At 37.0% G+C, this 15,801-nt stretch carries 15 protein-coding genes, 1 tRNA gene and 1 riboswitch; of the genes, 8 read left to right on the top strand and 8 right to left on the bottom strand.

The features are described 5' to 3' along the window. The first annotated feature begins 110 nt into the window (after nucleotides 1-110). The gene (locus M1D84_RS13125; RefSeq protein ID WP_458106295.1) at nucleotides 111-368 is read left to right on the top strand and encodes a hypothetical protein; all 258 of its coding nucleotides are present in this window, start codon (nucleotides 111-113) and stop codon (nucleotides 366-368) included. A gap of 83 nt (nucleotides 369-451) precedes the next feature. Here the strand turns inward: M1D84_RS13125 and M1D84_RS13120 are convergent, their stop codons facing one another. The 3 genes from M1D84_RS13120 to M1D84_RS13110 are packed head-to-tail and all read right to left on the bottom strand — an operon-like array spanning nucleotide 452 to nucleotide 2,201. Beyond that, nucleotides 452-886, bottom strand: a complete 435-nt coding sequence (locus tag M1D84_RS13120) for a GNAT family N-acetyltransferase (RefSeq protein WP_044334815.1) — start codon at nucleotides 884-886, stop codon at nucleotides 452-454. Nucleotides 887-892: 6 nt separating this feature from the next. Further along, nucleotides 893-1,408, bottom strand: coding sequence for a YjcG family protein (locus M1D84_RS13115; protein ID WP_024426454.1), 516 nt, complete (start codon nucleotides 1,406-1,408; stop codon nucleotides 893-895). Nucleotides 1,409-1,460: 52 nt separating this feature from the next. Further along, a complete protein-coding gene (locus M1D84_RS13110) occupies nucleotides 1,461-2,201 on the bottom strand; it encodes an alpha/beta hydrolase (protein ID WP_024425005.1) in 741 nt (246 codons plus the stop codon). Between the two features lie 221 nt (nucleotides 2,202-2,422). Then, nucleotides 2,423-2,544, top strand: a riboswitch (SAM riboswitch). Nucleotides 2,545-2,622: 78 nt separating this feature from the next. Between M1D84_RS13110 and M1D84_RS13105 the strand changes: the two genes are divergently transcribed. From M1D84_RS13105 to M1D84_RS13080, 6 genes are all read left to right on the top strand, one after another. Further along, nucleotides 2,623-3,741 (top strand): methionine biosynthesis PLP-dependent protein, encoded by a 1,119-nt coding sequence (locus M1D84_RS13105; RefSeq protein WP_149125751.1) that lies wholly within the window; start codon nucleotides 2,623-2,625, stop codon nucleotides 3,739-3,741. Continuing rightward, nucleotides 3,738-4,916: a cystathionine beta-lyase gene (gene metC, locus M1D84_RS13100; RefSeq protein WP_044334821.1), complete on the top strand. Its 1,179-nt coding sequence runs from the start codon at nucleotides 3,738-3,740 to the stop codon at nucleotides 4,914-4,916. The genes M1D84_RS13105 and metC overlap by 4 nt, the downstream gene beginning before the upstream one ends. 193 nt (nucleotides 4,917-5,109) lie before the next feature. Continuing rightward, nucleotides 5,110-5,181: transfer RNA gene (locus M1D84_RS13095), tRNA-Val, on the top strand. A 127-nt stretch (nucleotides 5,182-5,308) separates the two neighbouring features. After that, on the top strand, nucleotides 5,309-6,391 hold the full coding sequence (locus M1D84_RS13090) for a tyrosine-type recombinase/integrase (RefSeq protein WP_458106294.1): 1,083 nt from the start codon (nucleotides 5,309-5,311) through the stop codon (nucleotides 6,389-6,391). Nucleotides 6,392-6,563: 172 nt separating this feature from the next. Beyond that, on the top strand, nucleotides 6,564-7,445 hold the full coding sequence (locus M1D84_RS13085) for a hypothetical protein (RefSeq protein ID WP_458106293.1): 882 nt from the start codon (nucleotides 6,564-6,566) through the stop codon (nucleotides 7,443-7,445). Nucleotides 7,446-7,776: 331 nt separating this feature from the next. Further along, the gene (locus tag M1D84_RS13080; protein ID WP_458106292.1) at nucleotides 7,777-8,277 is read left to right on the top strand and encodes a hypothetical protein; all 501 of its coding nucleotides are present in this window, start codon (nucleotides 7,777-7,779) and stop codon (nucleotides 8,275-8,277) included. A 54-nt stretch (nucleotides 8,278-8,331) separates the two neighbouring features. Here the strand turns inward: M1D84_RS13080 and M1D84_RS13075 are convergent, their stop codons facing one another. The 5 genes from M1D84_RS13075 to M1D84_RS13055 form a co-directional block, all read right to left on the bottom strand. Further along, entirely contained in the window at nucleotides 8,332-11,040 is a 2,709-nt protein-coding gene (locus M1D84_RS13075) for a class I SAM-dependent DNA methyltransferase (protein WP_458106470.1), read from the bottom strand. Between the two features lie 174 nt (nucleotides 11,041-11,214). Continuing rightward, the gene (locus tag M1D84_RS13070) at nucleotides 11,215-11,430 is read right to left on the bottom strand and encodes a hypothetical protein (protein WP_458106291.1); all 216 of its coding nucleotides are present in this window, start codon (nucleotides 11,428-11,430) and stop codon (nucleotides 11,215-11,217) included. 2 nt (nucleotides 11,431-11,432) lie between these two features. Beyond that, on the bottom strand, nucleotides 11,433-12,341 hold the full coding sequence (locus tag M1D84_RS13065) for a phage major capsid protein (RefSeq protein WP_458106290.1): 909 nt from the start codon (nucleotides 12,339-12,341) through the stop codon (nucleotides 11,433-11,435). A 63-nt stretch (nucleotides 12,342-12,404) separates the two neighbouring features. Beyond that, nucleotides 12,405-14,036 (bottom strand): phage major capsid protein, encoded by a 1,632-nt coding sequence (locus M1D84_RS13060; RefSeq protein ID WP_458106289.1) that lies wholly within the window; start codon nucleotides 14,034-14,036, stop codon nucleotides 12,405-12,407. Nucleotides 14,037-14,506: 470 nt separating this feature from the next. Further along, nucleotides 14,507-14,743 carry a hypothetical protein gene (locus tag M1D84_RS13055; RefSeq protein ID WP_458106288.1) on the bottom strand — a complete coding sequence of 79 codons (237 nt, stop codon included), beginning with the start codon at nucleotides 14,741-14,743 and terminating at the stop codon, nucleotides 14,507-14,509. A 158-nt stretch (nucleotides 14,744-14,901) separates the two neighbouring features. On the opposite strand from M1D84_RS13055, the gene M1D84_RS13050 reads away from it, so the two are divergent. Then, entirely contained in the window at nucleotides 14,902-15,594 is a 693-nt protein-coding gene (locus M1D84_RS13050) for a hypothetical protein (protein WP_458106287.1), read from the top strand. Nucleotides 15,595-15,801: the final 207 nt, after the last annotated feature.

The following is a 15,801-nucleotide window of genomic DNA, read 5'->3' as shown; positions in this document are numbered from 1 at the left end:
GTCAATCAATCTTAAAATGAAACACATCTAATCATATCAAATGAGGCGTGTTTCAAACAGTCATAATTAGGGAATAGTAGAATAGAAGAGAAGCAAAGGAGGCGTTCTTGATGGGATATATAGCCCCGATTCAGCCGGATCTGTATTTTCAATATATCAATCGTCCAGCTCCTCAGGATAAAGAAGACTATGCGAAAGTAACAAAGGTTTCTCGCACCTTTCATGACAAGATATACAGAGAGCTGGAGAAAAAAGAGGACTTAGTGACAGAAGCGGAAACGAATATACAGCAAAAAAAGCGGGAACGCTTTGTACGAGATATGTTTATGGAGGAAGGCAAGGGCATTCATATCAATACGTATATATAAATGATTGCGCTTTCCTCCTGTGACGAACGATAATGAAAAAGAAAAAGCCAGGGCATCTTGAATGCTCTGGCTTTTTCTTTTGGTCAAACAGACAGTGTTTTTGTCATTTTGACATGTGTGATTCCCGCTTCTTCGAACGGTTCAGAAACCGCTTTGTAGCCTTTCTTTTCGTAGAAAGGAAGCGCTTGGACTTGGGCATGCATAACGGCTTCTTTTGCTCCATTAGCAATCGCTTCGGTTTCTAGCGCCTCTAATAGTTTGTGGCCAAGGCCGAAGGAGCGCGCCTCTTTTAACACACAAATGCGTTCAAGCTTTGCCTTTGATCCCTCAATGATCCGCAGTCTAGCGGCCGCCTGAGGCTTTTTATCATCATTGTAAATGACAAAATGGGTGGCTTTGTCTTCTAGTTCATCTATTTCGATCTCTATTGGAACTTCTTGTTCTTTGACGAATACTTCTTTTCGAACGTAGTATGCATCTTCTCGTTGTGTTTGTTCTGTTGCGATGACTGTTTTCAAATGTCTTTAACCCTCTTCTCCTAAAATAAATGTTTCATAGACGGTCCAAGATCCGTTCTCTAATTGATATAAAAGGTGGAAGCGATCCACTGTTTCTTCATGGTCAATCTTTCTCAGCTTTAATGTGCCAAGTACGTCTGAATGCTCATCATCGGATAGTTTTTGAGCGACTGTCACATGCGGAACAAAGGCATATTCAGGTGTACCAGCAAGTGGATCGGCGTACAATCTTTCATTGAGCGCCATGATGTCCTCGTTCGGTTCTACTTTCATATAAATGACGTTGTTTACAGGAGCGAATGAACTGAATTTTTTAATACGTAACGTAATAGGAGAAGCATTTTTTGCATAATCTCTTAACGTTGAGACGACCTCAGCCGCTTCTAGATCCGTTAATTCAAAAGGTGTTCTTAATGTTAAATGAGGCGGTATGAGTGCATAGTTCGGATCATAACGCTTCCGGTAAGAGTTCGCAATATCTTGCAATTTTTTTGATGGAAATATAACAACTCCGTATTTCATCATGTTCCCTCCTGAATAAGAAAGTATTTATTATTGTTTATTATAACAAAATTCAGTTGATTAACGAATATGGGAGCATTCTTTTTAACGAAGGCGCAATGAGCGGCTGCCAAAACGTCCATTTATGATCCCCTTCGAATGTCTCAAATAAGTAATCCGCACCAGATTGTTCAAGAAGGGCCTTTAAATCTTCGTTCGGCTGAACAAAATCAAGCACCTGGCCATCTGTTGTTTTCACAGCGGTTTCCTCAAGCCCAATTTGATGGATAATGGCATAATGAGAAAGGGCTGTCGACTGTTTGACGGCTTCTAGAACCGACTCGTCAACGTAAGGGGACTGCAAAATCAGCCCGCCAAATAAAGAAGGATAATCAATGGCTGTCATGAGAGAAATCGTCGCACCAAGTGAATCACCAATAAACGTACGTCCTGATCCAATTTGATAGGTTGGAAAGTGTTGATCAATATAAGGAACCAGTTCATTTGCTAAAAAGCGTTTATACGCTTCAAACTTTGTACCGTCTGGATGATACGTGTTCCGTCTTTCCGTGACATTTTCATAAGGAACACCAATGATAATCGAGCGTTCCATTTCTTTGTTTTGCATCAATTCTTCTGCCTGTCTGCCTATTTTGCCTAGGCGGAAATAATCATGACCATCCTGGGCAATGATGACATGATATGTATAAAGGGGGGAGTAATTGACTGGCAAATAGATCAAAATGGTCATGTCCGCCCCAAGTTCTTTTGACTGTAAGGTTTCTTCTTGAATGATTCCTGTTTTCTTCACCATAATCCATTCCTCCAGCTAACCAAATTCATCATAAAGTGAAACGTTTCCATTCATTGTAACATGAAAAACAGCGTTGTTCCTATATGCTAACATGCAATCAAACCGTATAACATCGATTCTGTTATAAAATACAGAAAATTTTAATTAATCATGACATTTCCCCTTGAAAAATGAGATTTAATGGGTTACAGTATTAAGAATTAGAACAGACAGACAACACATTCTTATCGTGAGAGGTGGAGGGACTGGCCCTTTGAAACCTCAGCAACCGGTATGCATCACTTCATGTGATGTACCAAGGTGCTAAATCCAGCAAGCAGCTTTTTTGCTTGGAAGATAAGAGGAAGCGATTAAACCCCTTCTTCTTATGAAGAAGGGGTTTTCTGTTTTGAAATCAGATTTTTACTTAGGATGGTGTCAAATGACAGAACATGTGGAAACGAAATTAGCGCAGATTGGAAACCGTAGCGAAGAGGTGACTGGCACTGTCAGTCCTCCCGTTTACCTTTCAACGGCATACAGACATAGAGGTATAGGGGAATCTACAGGATTTGATTACATTCGAACGAAAAACCCAACAAGACAGCTCGTAGAGGATGCAATTGCTTCACTCGAAGAAGGGACGGCCGGTTTTGCCTTCAGTTCGGGAATGGCGGCAATCCAAACGATCATGGCTCTATTTGAAAGCGGAGATGAACTCATCGTCTCATCAGACCTATATGGCGGTACATACCGTTTGTTTGAAAACGAATGGAAAAAGTACGGCTTACGTTTTCTTTATGATGATTTTTCAGATGAAGACTGTTTACGCTCTAAAATCACGCCAAACACAAAAGCGGTCTTTATTGAAACACCGACAAATCCATTAATGCAGGAAGCAGATATTCAAAAAATAGCGAAGATTGCAAAAGAATATGGCGCTTTGGTGATTGTCGATAACACCTTTTACACACCAGTCTTGCAAAAGCCGATTACGCTTGGAGCGGACATTGTCATTCATAGCGCAACCAAATATTTAGGCGGACATAATGACGTTCTTGCCGGGCTTGTGGTCACAAAAGGAGAGCAGCTGTCTGAAGACATGTTCCAGCATCAAAATGCAATTGGAGCGGTTCTATCACCATTTGACTCATGGCTTTTAATGAGAGGAATGAAAACACTGGCTCTTAGAATGCGCCAGCACGAGGCAAATGCGAAGGAGCTGGCTGAGTTTTTAAAGAAACAGCCAGAAATTCAAGATGTGCTTTATCCAGGAAAGGGAGGCATGCTGTCATTCCGAGTAGCCAAAGAGGACTGGGTCAATCCATTTTTGAAACAGCTGAAAACGATTTGTTTTGCTGAAAGCCTTGGCGGAGTTGAAAGCTTCATTACGTATCCTGCAACACAAACGCACATGGATATTCCAGAAGAGATTCGCATTGCAAACGGTGTATGTAACAAGCTGCTCCGTTTCTCTGTTGGCATCGAGCATGTAGATGACTTGAAAGCAGACTTGAAACAGGCACTATCACAAGTAAAAGAGGAGGTACACGCCAAATGACCACACACGATTGGACACTCGAAACACAACTCGTTCATAATGCGTTTAAAACAGACCGTTCAACAGGTGCAGTCAGTGTACCGATTCAGCATGCATCCACATTTCATCAAAGCAGCTTCGATGAATTTGGCCAATATGACTACTCCAGATCGGGAACTCCGACACGTCAAGCATTAGAGGATACGATTGCAGCGCTGGAAGGAGGAACGAGAGGGCTTGCCTTTGCATCAGGCATGGCAGCCATTTCAACCGCTTTTCTTCTATTATCAAAGGGAGATCACGTCCTTGTCACAAGAGATGTATACGGCGGGACTTTCCGAATGATCACCCAAGTTCTTTCAAGATTTGGAATTGAGCATACCTTCGTGGACATGACGGATTTGAATGAAGTCAAAAGAGGCATTCAATCGAATACAAAGGTCATTTACATGGAAACACCATCAAATCCAACACTAGGGATTACAGATATTGAAGGTGTTGTACAGCTTGCAAAAGAGCATGACTGTCTGACTTTCTTAGATAATACGTTTTTAACACCTGCGCTTCAGCGTCCGCTGGACCTTGGTGTTGACGTTGTTCTGCACAGCGCAACGAAATTTTTAAGCGGCCACAGTGATGTGCTGTCAGGCTTAGCCGTGGTGAAAGATGAGAAGCTCGGAGACGAACTCTATTCGCTGCAAAACTCCTTCGGTGCGGTCCTTGGCGTGCAGGACTGCTGGCTTGTGTTAAGAGGGTTAAAAACCCTTCAGGTGAGATTAGAAAAAGCAAGCCAAACGGCCTTCGAACTAGCTTCATTTCTAAAAGAACATCCTGCGGTGAAAAAAGTATACTATCCAGGCTTAGACGATCATCCTGGGGCAGATATTCAGCGCAAGCAAGCAAGCGGAGCAGGAGCAGTTCTCTCATTTGAACTAGAAAACCAAGCGGCAGTCAAAGAATTGGTGGACGCTGTCACATTACCTGTATTCGCCGTCAGCCTCGGCGCCGTCGAATCCATTCTGTCGTACCCAGCCAAAATGTCACATGCGGCTATGCCAAAAGAAGAAAGAGAAAAAAGAGGGATTACAGATGGGCTGCTTCGTTTGAGTGTCGGAGTTGAAAACGGAGAAGACCTCAAACGCGACTTCAAACAAGCACTCGATCAACTAAAGCCTGTTCTTGTGAACCAATCATAAAGAAGGAGAGAAAAAAGCCGGCACGGCCGCCGGCTTTTTGACCTTTTTTGAACAAAACCATTGACGGCTCATGATGATGGTTATATAATAGAGACTGTCAGTAACAGAAAGCCCAGAACTGATACATAACCCGATTCCGTAGCTCAGCTGGGAGAGCGCTACCTTGACAGGGACTGGTTGGAATAATAAATATGCGGTGTTAGCTCAGCGGGAGAGCACTTGCTTGACAGGCAAGGGGTCACTGGTTCAATCCCAGTACATCGCATCCATATTTGATTTAATAACTACATACATAAAGCTTGAAAAGTGCTGAAGTACTTCCATCAAGTTTTGACTGCAACACTCCGTTTATTTTGTTGAAAATATACAAAATGAATGGGGTGTTTTTTGTTATGTCTTTAGGATATTTTGACGAAAAGAAAAAAGTGAAAAAAAGGCAGCCACACAAACGCAGTGCGGAAAAACATATCAAAAGGGAAACATTAAAATCAATTTATCAACGATTCATGGAATTTAAAATAAAGCAAAATCTCAGAGCTGGAACACTAAATAAATTTGTCGTTACTTATAACAGCATTGAAAAATATCATGCAACTTTTAGTGACCATCCATTTTATTTGGCAGACCTAACAACTGATTTCATAAGCGATTATGTATATTGGCTCAAGCATGATTGTGTAAAGTTCGAGGGAAACGCATATATGCCCGACACAGCTAAGACAAAAGGACTTTCGGACGCTTCAATTGAAACTCGCTTAAAAAACTTAAAAACATTTATGGCTTGGTGTATTAAAGAAGAGCTTATACTAAAAAATCCATTCGATAAATTTGAAGGGTTTAAGAAGGACGAGCACAACATTGACATTCTTACTCGTGAGGAATTGAATCGTTTGCTTAAAGTAGCTAAAGAACATTCCAAAAAATCATTTAAGCACTTTAGGGATTATGTTCTGCTTCATGTTCTGATAGATTGCATGTTTCGTATAACGGAAGCTTTGTTGTTAGCTCCATCAGATATTGACCATGTGAACAAAACTATTATTATCCGTCCTAACAACGCCAAATCACGTAAAGCTCGCATTGTACCATTGTCTAATAAGACCTATCGACTATTGGTGCAATTGTTGGAAGAAAACGAAGCGTTTGAAGGTGAAGTTGATGATTTAATATTTTTGTCGCTTTCAGGTCGTGTGTTAAGCAAAAATAATGTTCTCCGAGATTTACGGAAATATGCGGAGGAAGCTGGAATAACTAAGCGTTTTTATTTGCACCTAATCAGACATTCGGCAGCGACTCATTATCTGGAAAGTGGCGATATTGAATCCTTACGAAAAATACTTGGTCATAGTGACCTGAGAACTGTTTTGATATACGCACACATGGCAGATAACACCGTAGTTGAAAAACATTCCGAACATGGATTTTTTTCAACAAACAACACGACTAGCCGAAAGCGTGGTAACAAAAGAATTTGAGCGATTCACAAATGTATTTAGAAAAAAATAAGCTCGTGATAGTATAGAAAAGTTTACAAATAAAAAAGAAATGCCTTCCTCAAGTTTGGCGACCAGAGAAGGCATTTCACAAAATATAACTGACTTTATTTTAGCATTTTTGCTTGATGAAGTCCAAAGGAGCCTATTTCTAATGAGTGGAATTATTAAACGTAGAAAAACATCGGATTACGCACAAATACATAATGGAGCTTTACAACAACTTGAGGATATTCGTTCTATCGGATTGATTTCTCATTTAATGTCATTGCCCGAGACTTGGGAAATCAAGAAGATGCAACTTTATAAAAAGTTTGGTCGTGGTCCGATTACAAATGCAATTGCAGAATTGGAGGCGAAAAAATACTGGGTAACGATTCAATATCGAGACGGTAAAAAAACTTTATATTATTACAACGTCAGTGACGTAGCTTTCACCGATAGTGAAGTTTTAAACATGATTCAAGAGGTAAATCAAGGTGGGTTTAAAATAACTGATATATCGGAAAGCTTTGCACATTTACTTTCCATTGGTGAAAATCAACAATTGAAAACCGATGACAATCTTTCTGTGGACTCTTCAATTGTTGAAAATGAACAATTGATGGTCAACACTTCACTTTCAACAGTTGAAAATCGACAACTATTAAATAAATATAAAGAAACAAATAATTATAAAAAAAATAAGAATAAAGAAACATTGGTAATTAACAAGGAATTACCACCAAACGATTTTAAAATTTCTTTAACCAATTCATGCAATGATTTTTACAACGAGTTTTCACCTTCGAGATGGAATAAGAAACAGTGGAATACGCTTGTAGAAGCTTTTGTTACTGAAACCATTTCGGAAGGTAGATACATAAATGTTCCAGCAGATAAAATACAAGGGTATGCTTATCAATCCTTGAAGAATATCGCATATAAATTTGACTTGAAAAACGAAAGGATTGATTTCGAGAACACAGCCACAAAACGCAAGTTTCCGTTTTACAACTGGCTTGAAGCCGATAACGATGAAGAAATGCCATATTAAAAAGCCACTCCTACGAATAGGAATGGCTAACCAAGGCTTCTTTACTTTGGGTTAAAGGAATGCTTGCTGCACTCATAGAAATATGTTCATCACTGCCCAAAGTATCTCTATGGCAACGATGGGAAGCTTAACACGAATGTTAATCTCAAGTTCCATCGGGACAACACCTCACTGAAGAGGCAGGATTAAGGTTACTAGTGCCACCTTGGTAGACACGTTCGGCTTTTCCTCTTCGCCACTCATTGTGCAAGCAACCAAATTATACCATAATGGCTATTAAACTACCAATTGAATATTAATATTCAAAAAACAAGAGTTTGGGGGAATAATATTGAAGGAAACTACTGATTCTCAGATTATCGAAAAATATCATGATTTATTGGACGAATTAAAAAGCAGAAATCTCATTAGGTCAAATAATTTAGTAGGAGATTGGGGCGAGCAATTAGCAATAAGTTTTTATAACGAGAACCCACAGTTACCGAATTTGGAAATAGTTCGTGTAGGAGCAAAAAATGTGGACGCCATTAATAAGGACTTTGAGCGCTATTCAATAAAAACAATCACAACCAAAATAACAGGTGTGTTTAATGGACTCAATGACGTTGATTCAGAACTGCCACAAAAGCAAAAATTTGAGTATGTAATCATTGTCATGCTTAATAAGGATTTATCCTTGAAAGCAATATATGAGCTCGACTGGGAAAATTTCTTGTCGCTCAAGAAATGGAACAGTTCAAAAAAAACTTGGTATTTAATCATTTCTAAAGTGTTAAAAAGTAAAGCGAATATCCTTTACGATACCGAATACATAGACCATAAATTAAAATAACCAAAAAAATAAGATTGGAGCTCCATTAGGAACTCCCTGATTATAATGAGAATTTTACTTATTGTCTGCTATGTGTTTTTCGTATAAATCAAACAAAAATTCAACACGTACTTCATCTGTGCGAATCTGCTTTTTAAATTGATATGCCTTGTCAACTTCTGAATCCAATTTTTCATGGGCCTTTCTTAAGTCTACAGGCATTATCAATGGGTCGTATAAATCAGCAAGTGTAGAATTATTTTCAACATATTTGCTCCGAATTTGCAGAATATTGTTCGCTTGCTTCTCAATTGCTTTTACTTGTTGTTCAGTAGGTACTGGGAAAATAAAGTTGTTATAAATTAAAGAATTTGAATAACGATAGTCACCTTTTAAGCGTCCACCGATAATTTTCATCCAAGCCATGTGCATTGAAGAATTTAAAATGCCAAACAAGTATGGTGTTGCATTAGGAACTTGGAAAAGCTGATTACTACTTATATATTCTTTAGTATAATAAGCAATAGGTATTATTTTTCTGTTTTCAGAAGATACAACAGGAATACCTAGAAAATCTTCATTTACAACTCTATTTTCACCGAACAAAGTTGGATAATCTGCTAATTTAACATATCGTTTTTTTCCTTTACGGTACTCAGCTACTTGCTTTACAACTTCAAGTACCATAGGCATTTTTCGTAATTCTGCAGGTGGGCAATCTTTTAAGTATAAGCAATAACGCTGAATACTATTAATTAGCTCATACCCTCCAACATATGGTCTAAAATATTTTTCAGCAAGTGGTTCTTTTGCTACAAATTCGTTCTTTCCTGCTTCGCCAAATAGAAAAATTTTCCCATCGGCTGGAATTGAACCATATATCATTTTTTCTTTTGCAGAAAGTGGCTCTGTTCTTTTTGAAATGAAAATCTTAGGAGCATCTACTAAATACTGATTAATATTTTCTGCTTTTGTTGCAACGGGGTCTCCTGAAATATCAGGATATGTATAAATTGTAGCGTTTGATGGTTTATCTTGAGCAAACCCAACAATTATACAATATACAGCCGCTTTTCCTCGTGCTTCATTTGTCCACTTAAAAGTTTGATGTGCATAATGGATATGATGACCTCTTATATTAAAAATGTATTTCCATAGGATTGCCGCTTGTCCACCTTGAACAATAGAGTTTGTTGATACGAAAGCAGTTTTTATTTTAGTTCCTCCAGTGTAATCAGCCGCTTTTAAGAACCACCCAGAAACAAAATCCAAATCATTAATACCTTGAAACCCTTCTTTCACTGATTGAAGGTCTTTTTTTTGAACATCAGACATAAATCTTGCTCCGATGAAAGGTGGGTTTCCCAAAATATAATTCAGCTCATGCTTTGAAACAACTGAGTCCCAATTTATTCTAAGTGCATTATCATTAACAATATTCGGTTTAGATGTTAAAGGTATCCTTACGAAATACTGACCAAATTCATAGCTCGCTTGCATGTTCATTTGATGGTCAATCAGCCATAAAGCTACTTGTGCAATTTGAGCTGGAAATTCATCAATTTCAATACCATAAAATTGCTCCACATTGACTTTTAAGAGAAATTCTAAATGGAGTGCCATTTGCCCTTTAGTTAATTCACGCAATATGTCCATTTCTAACAGTCGCAACTCACGATAAGCAATGATAAGGAAGTTTCCACAACCACATGCTGGGTCAAAAAATTTTAGGCTTGAAATTTTCTCATGGAAAATTTCTAACTTTTTTGTGCTTCCTTTAACTGATTCAAACTCTTTTCTTAATTCATCTAAAAATAGTGGTTGAATGACTTTCATGATATTTTGTTCGCTTGTATAGTGAGCTCCTAATTCTCTTCGTTCCTCAGGTTTCATTACACTTTGAAACATAGAACCGAAAATTGCAGGTGAAATCTTACCCCAGTTGAGTGCACAACATTCAAGGAATAAATCACGCATTTCTGTATTAAACGCAGCTAGCGATAACCTTTCCTCGAAAAGCTTTCCATTTACATATGGAAATTGATTTAGTGACTCGCTTATTGTTTTTAATCTTGCTTCTTTTGGTTTATTTAAAGTATCAAAAATAGCGTCTAGGTGATAAGCTAAATCACTGCCATCTTCCTTAGTGTTCTGTTCGATGTAATCCCGAAATATATTTTTTTCAAAAATACCTGTATCATCAGCAAAGAGGCAAAACAACAACCTAACCAAGTAAACTTCTAATTCATGCCCAGCATAGCCGACTTCTTTTAGCTGGTCATGAAGTTTTCCCATTTTTTCTGCCGCTTCAATATTAACAGGGTCTTGCTCTTTAAATTCCTGTTTTTGATGATAACCTGCAATAAAGCCGAATAATTCAATATTTTGATGAAACTGCTCAATCGTAAATGTTCTTTTATCACCTGTTTCTAAATCATAAAGGGCAAACTTCGCAAAATCTGATACCAATATGTATTTCGGAAGTTCAGCTTCCTTCAATCCTGGAAAATAGTCCTTCGCTTGTTTATATGCCCTTTCTAAGTCTTTTCCTCGTGATTTGTGTTCAATTAACAGAACACCTTTCCATAATAGGTCAATGTATCCGTTACGACCTTCTAACGTTTTAACTCTTTCTTCAAATGTTGCTACACGTTTTCTAGAAATTCCAAATACGTTAAAGAAGTCATTCCAAAAGGACTTTGCTTCTGCATTTTCATTTGTTTCATCTTTCCATTCATTCGTAAAACTGATAGCCCTACTTCTTATTTCTTTCCAATCTAACATTGCCACATTTAACTGCCCCCATTTTGCTTTTTTAATGTAGATAGTTAAATTCTACTACAAATTTTTCCACTGCGCTTCCCATTTAATATCGAATGTCGAATTTATTTATAAACACAAAAAATCGGGAGCCACAATGAAGTGACTCCCATTTTTTATGATGAAATTTCGATTTTATTAGTTAATTACAATAGGTCCAGTACGAATGATTTTTGGACATTTTGGATTGGTTAAAGCTGTAGTATAATCAATCGCAAAACCTTTATTAATTAAATCAGTCGCTAATGCAGTGGCTACTTCATAAGTCTGACCTAAAGCTAAACTTGGGTACGCAGGTATACCAAAATTAGCTGACGTTCCACCAATGGATTGAATAGCAATAATTTTCGCCATCATTATTCACCTTTTGCCTTTCTTGTTTTTGTTGACTTAGCTTTGACAATTGGGTTTTCTGTTTCAACTGGAGAATCAGCTTTTAAAGAAGCAACTCCAACAGTTAAAATTTTGATAGCTGAAGGATTAACAACCATACCTGAAGCCATTACACTACCGTACACTGAAATAGCACTTTTCTTCGCTAATTCAGTATCATCAACAATGGTATCCAATTCAAAGGTCTTTTGACTGACTGAAACAGCGTAAGCATCTTCTCTCATTAAAACCGCAAGACCTTTACCATTCATGTTTTGAACACGTACTGGGATTCCTTCAACTGTTCCGATGGTGCCATCTGCTGAAATTTGGCCTTTAAATACTGCATTCCCAGCAGCATCTTTCAAACTTCGAGCCACAGAAGGGCTGTCTACAACCAAAACAGCTTCATTTAAATTTTCTGCTTTAGAAACAAAATCGTCATACATAGCACCAAAATCAGTGAATGTAGCAATATCCTCGATTTTGTTTACATAACTATTATATTGGAAAATGTCTTGGAATTGCTCATCACCTAAACCATCAACATTTCCTTGTCCAAAAGCTTGAGCTTGAATTTTCCGTAAAAAACGGGGATTCAAACTGTTTTTAGCTACTTCTACAACATCAAGTGGAGTATTGTTAATCAATTTTTTTGAAATCAATACTTCAACAGATACGGATTTTTGTTTAAAATGGATTTTCTCGAAAATTAAATCCTTATCAGGCAATGCGGAAGCGTCAAGTGCAATATCAGCTTCATGGTCATCGTAAGTGAAAAGAAAATCTTTTTGTCCATGTGATTCAAAAATATTAAATTTGCTAGCCACATAGGGATAATTTTTTATCGTTTCAATAAACGCTAATCGAATTTCGTCTGTTACATTAGTCATTTTAAAAATGACCTCCTTTAATTAATTTCAATAAAAAAAGAGAGCTGAAATTTCAGCTCTCAATTAATCCGCCATTTTTAATACTGTAAAGCATTCTTCATTTAAAATTTTTCCATCAAGGTATTTATCTAGCACAAGTAAATGTCTGCGCTTTTGCTTAGAAATTCTGTCCTTGTAGATATGTTGTAAATGGAAATCTTTTTTCACGATTGTGGCATATCCTTCACCAAAGTTTCCAAAAAGGATTGGAAATTTCCCAGCACTGATTTTTTCCATGCTGTCACAGAATACGATTGGTTGACCAAACAATTCGTAAATTGGAGCTTCTGTGATTTTGTCTTTTAAAATCAAAGGTTTGCCAGTATCGTCTTTAATCTTCAGCAAATGTCCAAAGGTTTCCCAATGCATTAACCAAATACCATTTTTGGCATATTCTTCATGAACTGACATAATCATTTCTCGCAAATCATCAAAATTAATTTGTGTTTGAGAAATTGATTTAAAAACGTCATCCGTAGCAATTTTATAAGGAATAACACCTTGAAAATCTAATGATGAACTACCAATATTTTCTCCCCATAAAATTCGTTCATCAATATAATTAGCCAATCTTTTAGCGAGTATATTGGTTGCAAGCTTTAAAATATCAATACCTGTATCATTCACCAAATCATTTGATAACTCGATAGCAGTACCAACACGTTTTTGGTCAAGCTTAACTTTGTTCATTGTGAAGTCGTTTGGTGTGAATGGAGTATTTTCGCCAACGAATCCAGCAGAACCATGAAAACCTTCTTTAAGGATTTCAAGGAATCCATTTACAGGTTCAAATACCTTTGAACGAGAGAATAGTTTAGCGTTGTCATGAACTTTTTCCACGATGTAATCGGCAATTGATGTGGGAACTAAATAGCCATTTTCACCTTGTGTTAAAGTTCGCACTTCATCATTTTTTAATTCGCCTTTGATAATGGATTCGATAGCTCGTTTTTCGGCTTCAAAATCAGTTTGTGTAAGCTGTTCATTGAAACTAGCAAACTCTTGTTTTACAACATTTGAAGTATTTTTTCTAGCTTCTTGTTTATCAAAACTTTCTAACTTTTGACGATATACGTCAATTGTATTTTCATTAAACATTTTATTTTCGTTCTCCTTTGATAAGTTAATTTGCGGGTCGTCCACAATGTCAATGCTCCTAGCACTGATGGTGGACTGAACGTAAGCTGGATTACGAACAGCGCTTACTTCAGCAAGCAAAATATCGCTGATTGAACGCTCGTAGGTACCGTCCGAAAGCTTTTTCCAACTGTCTTTTAGCACTTTCATTCCGAAGCTCATGTTTCGGATAATTCCACTTTTAATAAGCGTGTGATAATCTTTGCCATAGCTAGTTGGTTCGATTGTTGCGGACATAAAAAGTCCTTGCTCATCTTCTCGAAGTTCAAGCGAACTATTACGAGTAGAAGCAAGGATTTTAGTTGGGTCGTGTTCAGCATAAAAATGAATTTCATTACCATTCTGTAAAGCTTTTCGGAAAGTGTTTGGAAGGATACGTTCCACAAACTTTTTACGAGAGCCAAGCGTTTGACTCCATTGGTTGGTTTTGTTTACATAGCCACTTACTCGTAAGCCACCTTCAGATTCAGTTCCTGTTAGCTCTGAGTTAAGTAAGCGTAATTCGAATTTTTCTTTCATTTTGTTCACCTCTAAGGAAATTTCGGACAATAAAAAAGCTAAACCGAATTGGTTCAGCTGAATGTTCAAAAATGGGAGTGGCTTGAATAGCTTCAAACCACGAAATTTGGAAAAATTGAATCCGTTTCGTTGACGCTGATAAGACAGCTCATAGAAAGGAATCAATCAGATGCAGTGCTATAATAATCACAAAATTACAATGTCTAGTTTGTTATAAGAGGTTTTATTTTCCGTTCATTTCGGCAAATAAGAAAGGTGACATTGTAATTTACTGCTTTCTAAATAAAACAAGTGTGTAGCGCTCGTCCTTGCTAAAGGGAGTCTTGGCGCCACTATTATTTGTTTTTTTGATATGAAAGTTACTAAGAACTTTTTAATACAGGCTTTCACTTGTACCAGTAACAGCCGATGAACACAGAAAGGAAAAAAGAAATCCATCGACTGTTAATGCTACAAGTGAAATTGTGATTTTATAATTGATTTATTGTCTTTTTCAGCCAATAAAATGTATAAGGTTTTTCGTCATTCTCAATTCGTGTAGCATTGATTCGCTCCAGCATTTGTTTTTGGCTAATTTTTTTACCCTCACCAATTTTTTTAACTGTTTCGTTATGGTCGACCATTTCCTGAAGTGTCATTCGTGATTGTAAACTGAAATATTTTTTCTTACCGATTACTGGAATAATACTCTCATCTAATACAGCCATATTATGTTCACGCTCCATTTTGATTTGATTTAAAAAGTCTACTTTTCGTAGACCGCTTATAGTTTATATGTACACTAGCGATAGAAAAATCAGCTACTTTTAGTAGACTTTCTGATATTATTTTATTAAATAGAATTTCAGTAAACGGAGTTGAAAAAATGGAACCAGTTAATTACCTTAAGGACATGTTAGGAATAGTAGAAGGTACAATTGTAGACACAGCAATAGACGTTGGATTGGGTGCTGCCCCAACTATTGGACAAATGTATCAGTCTTACCAAATAAAAAAGCTTGAGAAAAGAATGAACGCCCATGAGCCGCAATTTCAAGTTATTAAGGACAAAATTGAAAAGAAGGAAAATGAAGTTTTTTATAAGCAAGAAGTTTTTCCTTTAATCGTGAAACAATTGATGAATGAAGACCAGGATGAAAAAGCAAAAGTTATTATTGATGGGTTTGAATATGTAATTGACAATGAACTAAATGAAATTGAACGAATTTATCATTACTATGATGTGCTATCTGAATTGAGGTACAGTGACATACTTATGTTAATTGAAGATTATATGCCTTATGAAATGAGAAAAAATCCTACTCTTAATATTAAGCTCCCAACAGAAGAAGAACTGCGTTCAAGCGAATATCAAGAAGGAGAAACAATCAAAACATATCAAAAAAATAAAATGGTTCGATTGGGACTATTAGAAAACAGAGTGGTTAATGTAGATGGTGGCGATTTTAATGACGAAGGGAAAATGAGTCTAATCAAAGAAAAAACAGTAATTACCCCTTTTGGAATACATTTTTTAATATTTTTTGCTCTAGAGGATGCTGAAGAAGAACAAGATTAAGCTCAAATAGGGGAATGCCATCCTTGTCGTTGACATTCCCATTGAAATTAAGCAATTTCACGCCAAAAGGTCAATCAAAAAACACGTTATTTTGCATATGAAATTCAAGGAAAACCAAGGCTGGCTTGTGTTGGTCGTATGTTTAGCTCATTTCACATAAAAAAGTCCATTAGGTACCTCTGGTGTAAGGAAAGGTGGGACTGGTCC

This window comes from Bacillus sp. PK5-006 (genome assembly GCF_054161415.1).
Note: the sequence above shows the minus strand (reverse complement) of the source record. Positions and strands in the feature narration are given on the sequence as shown.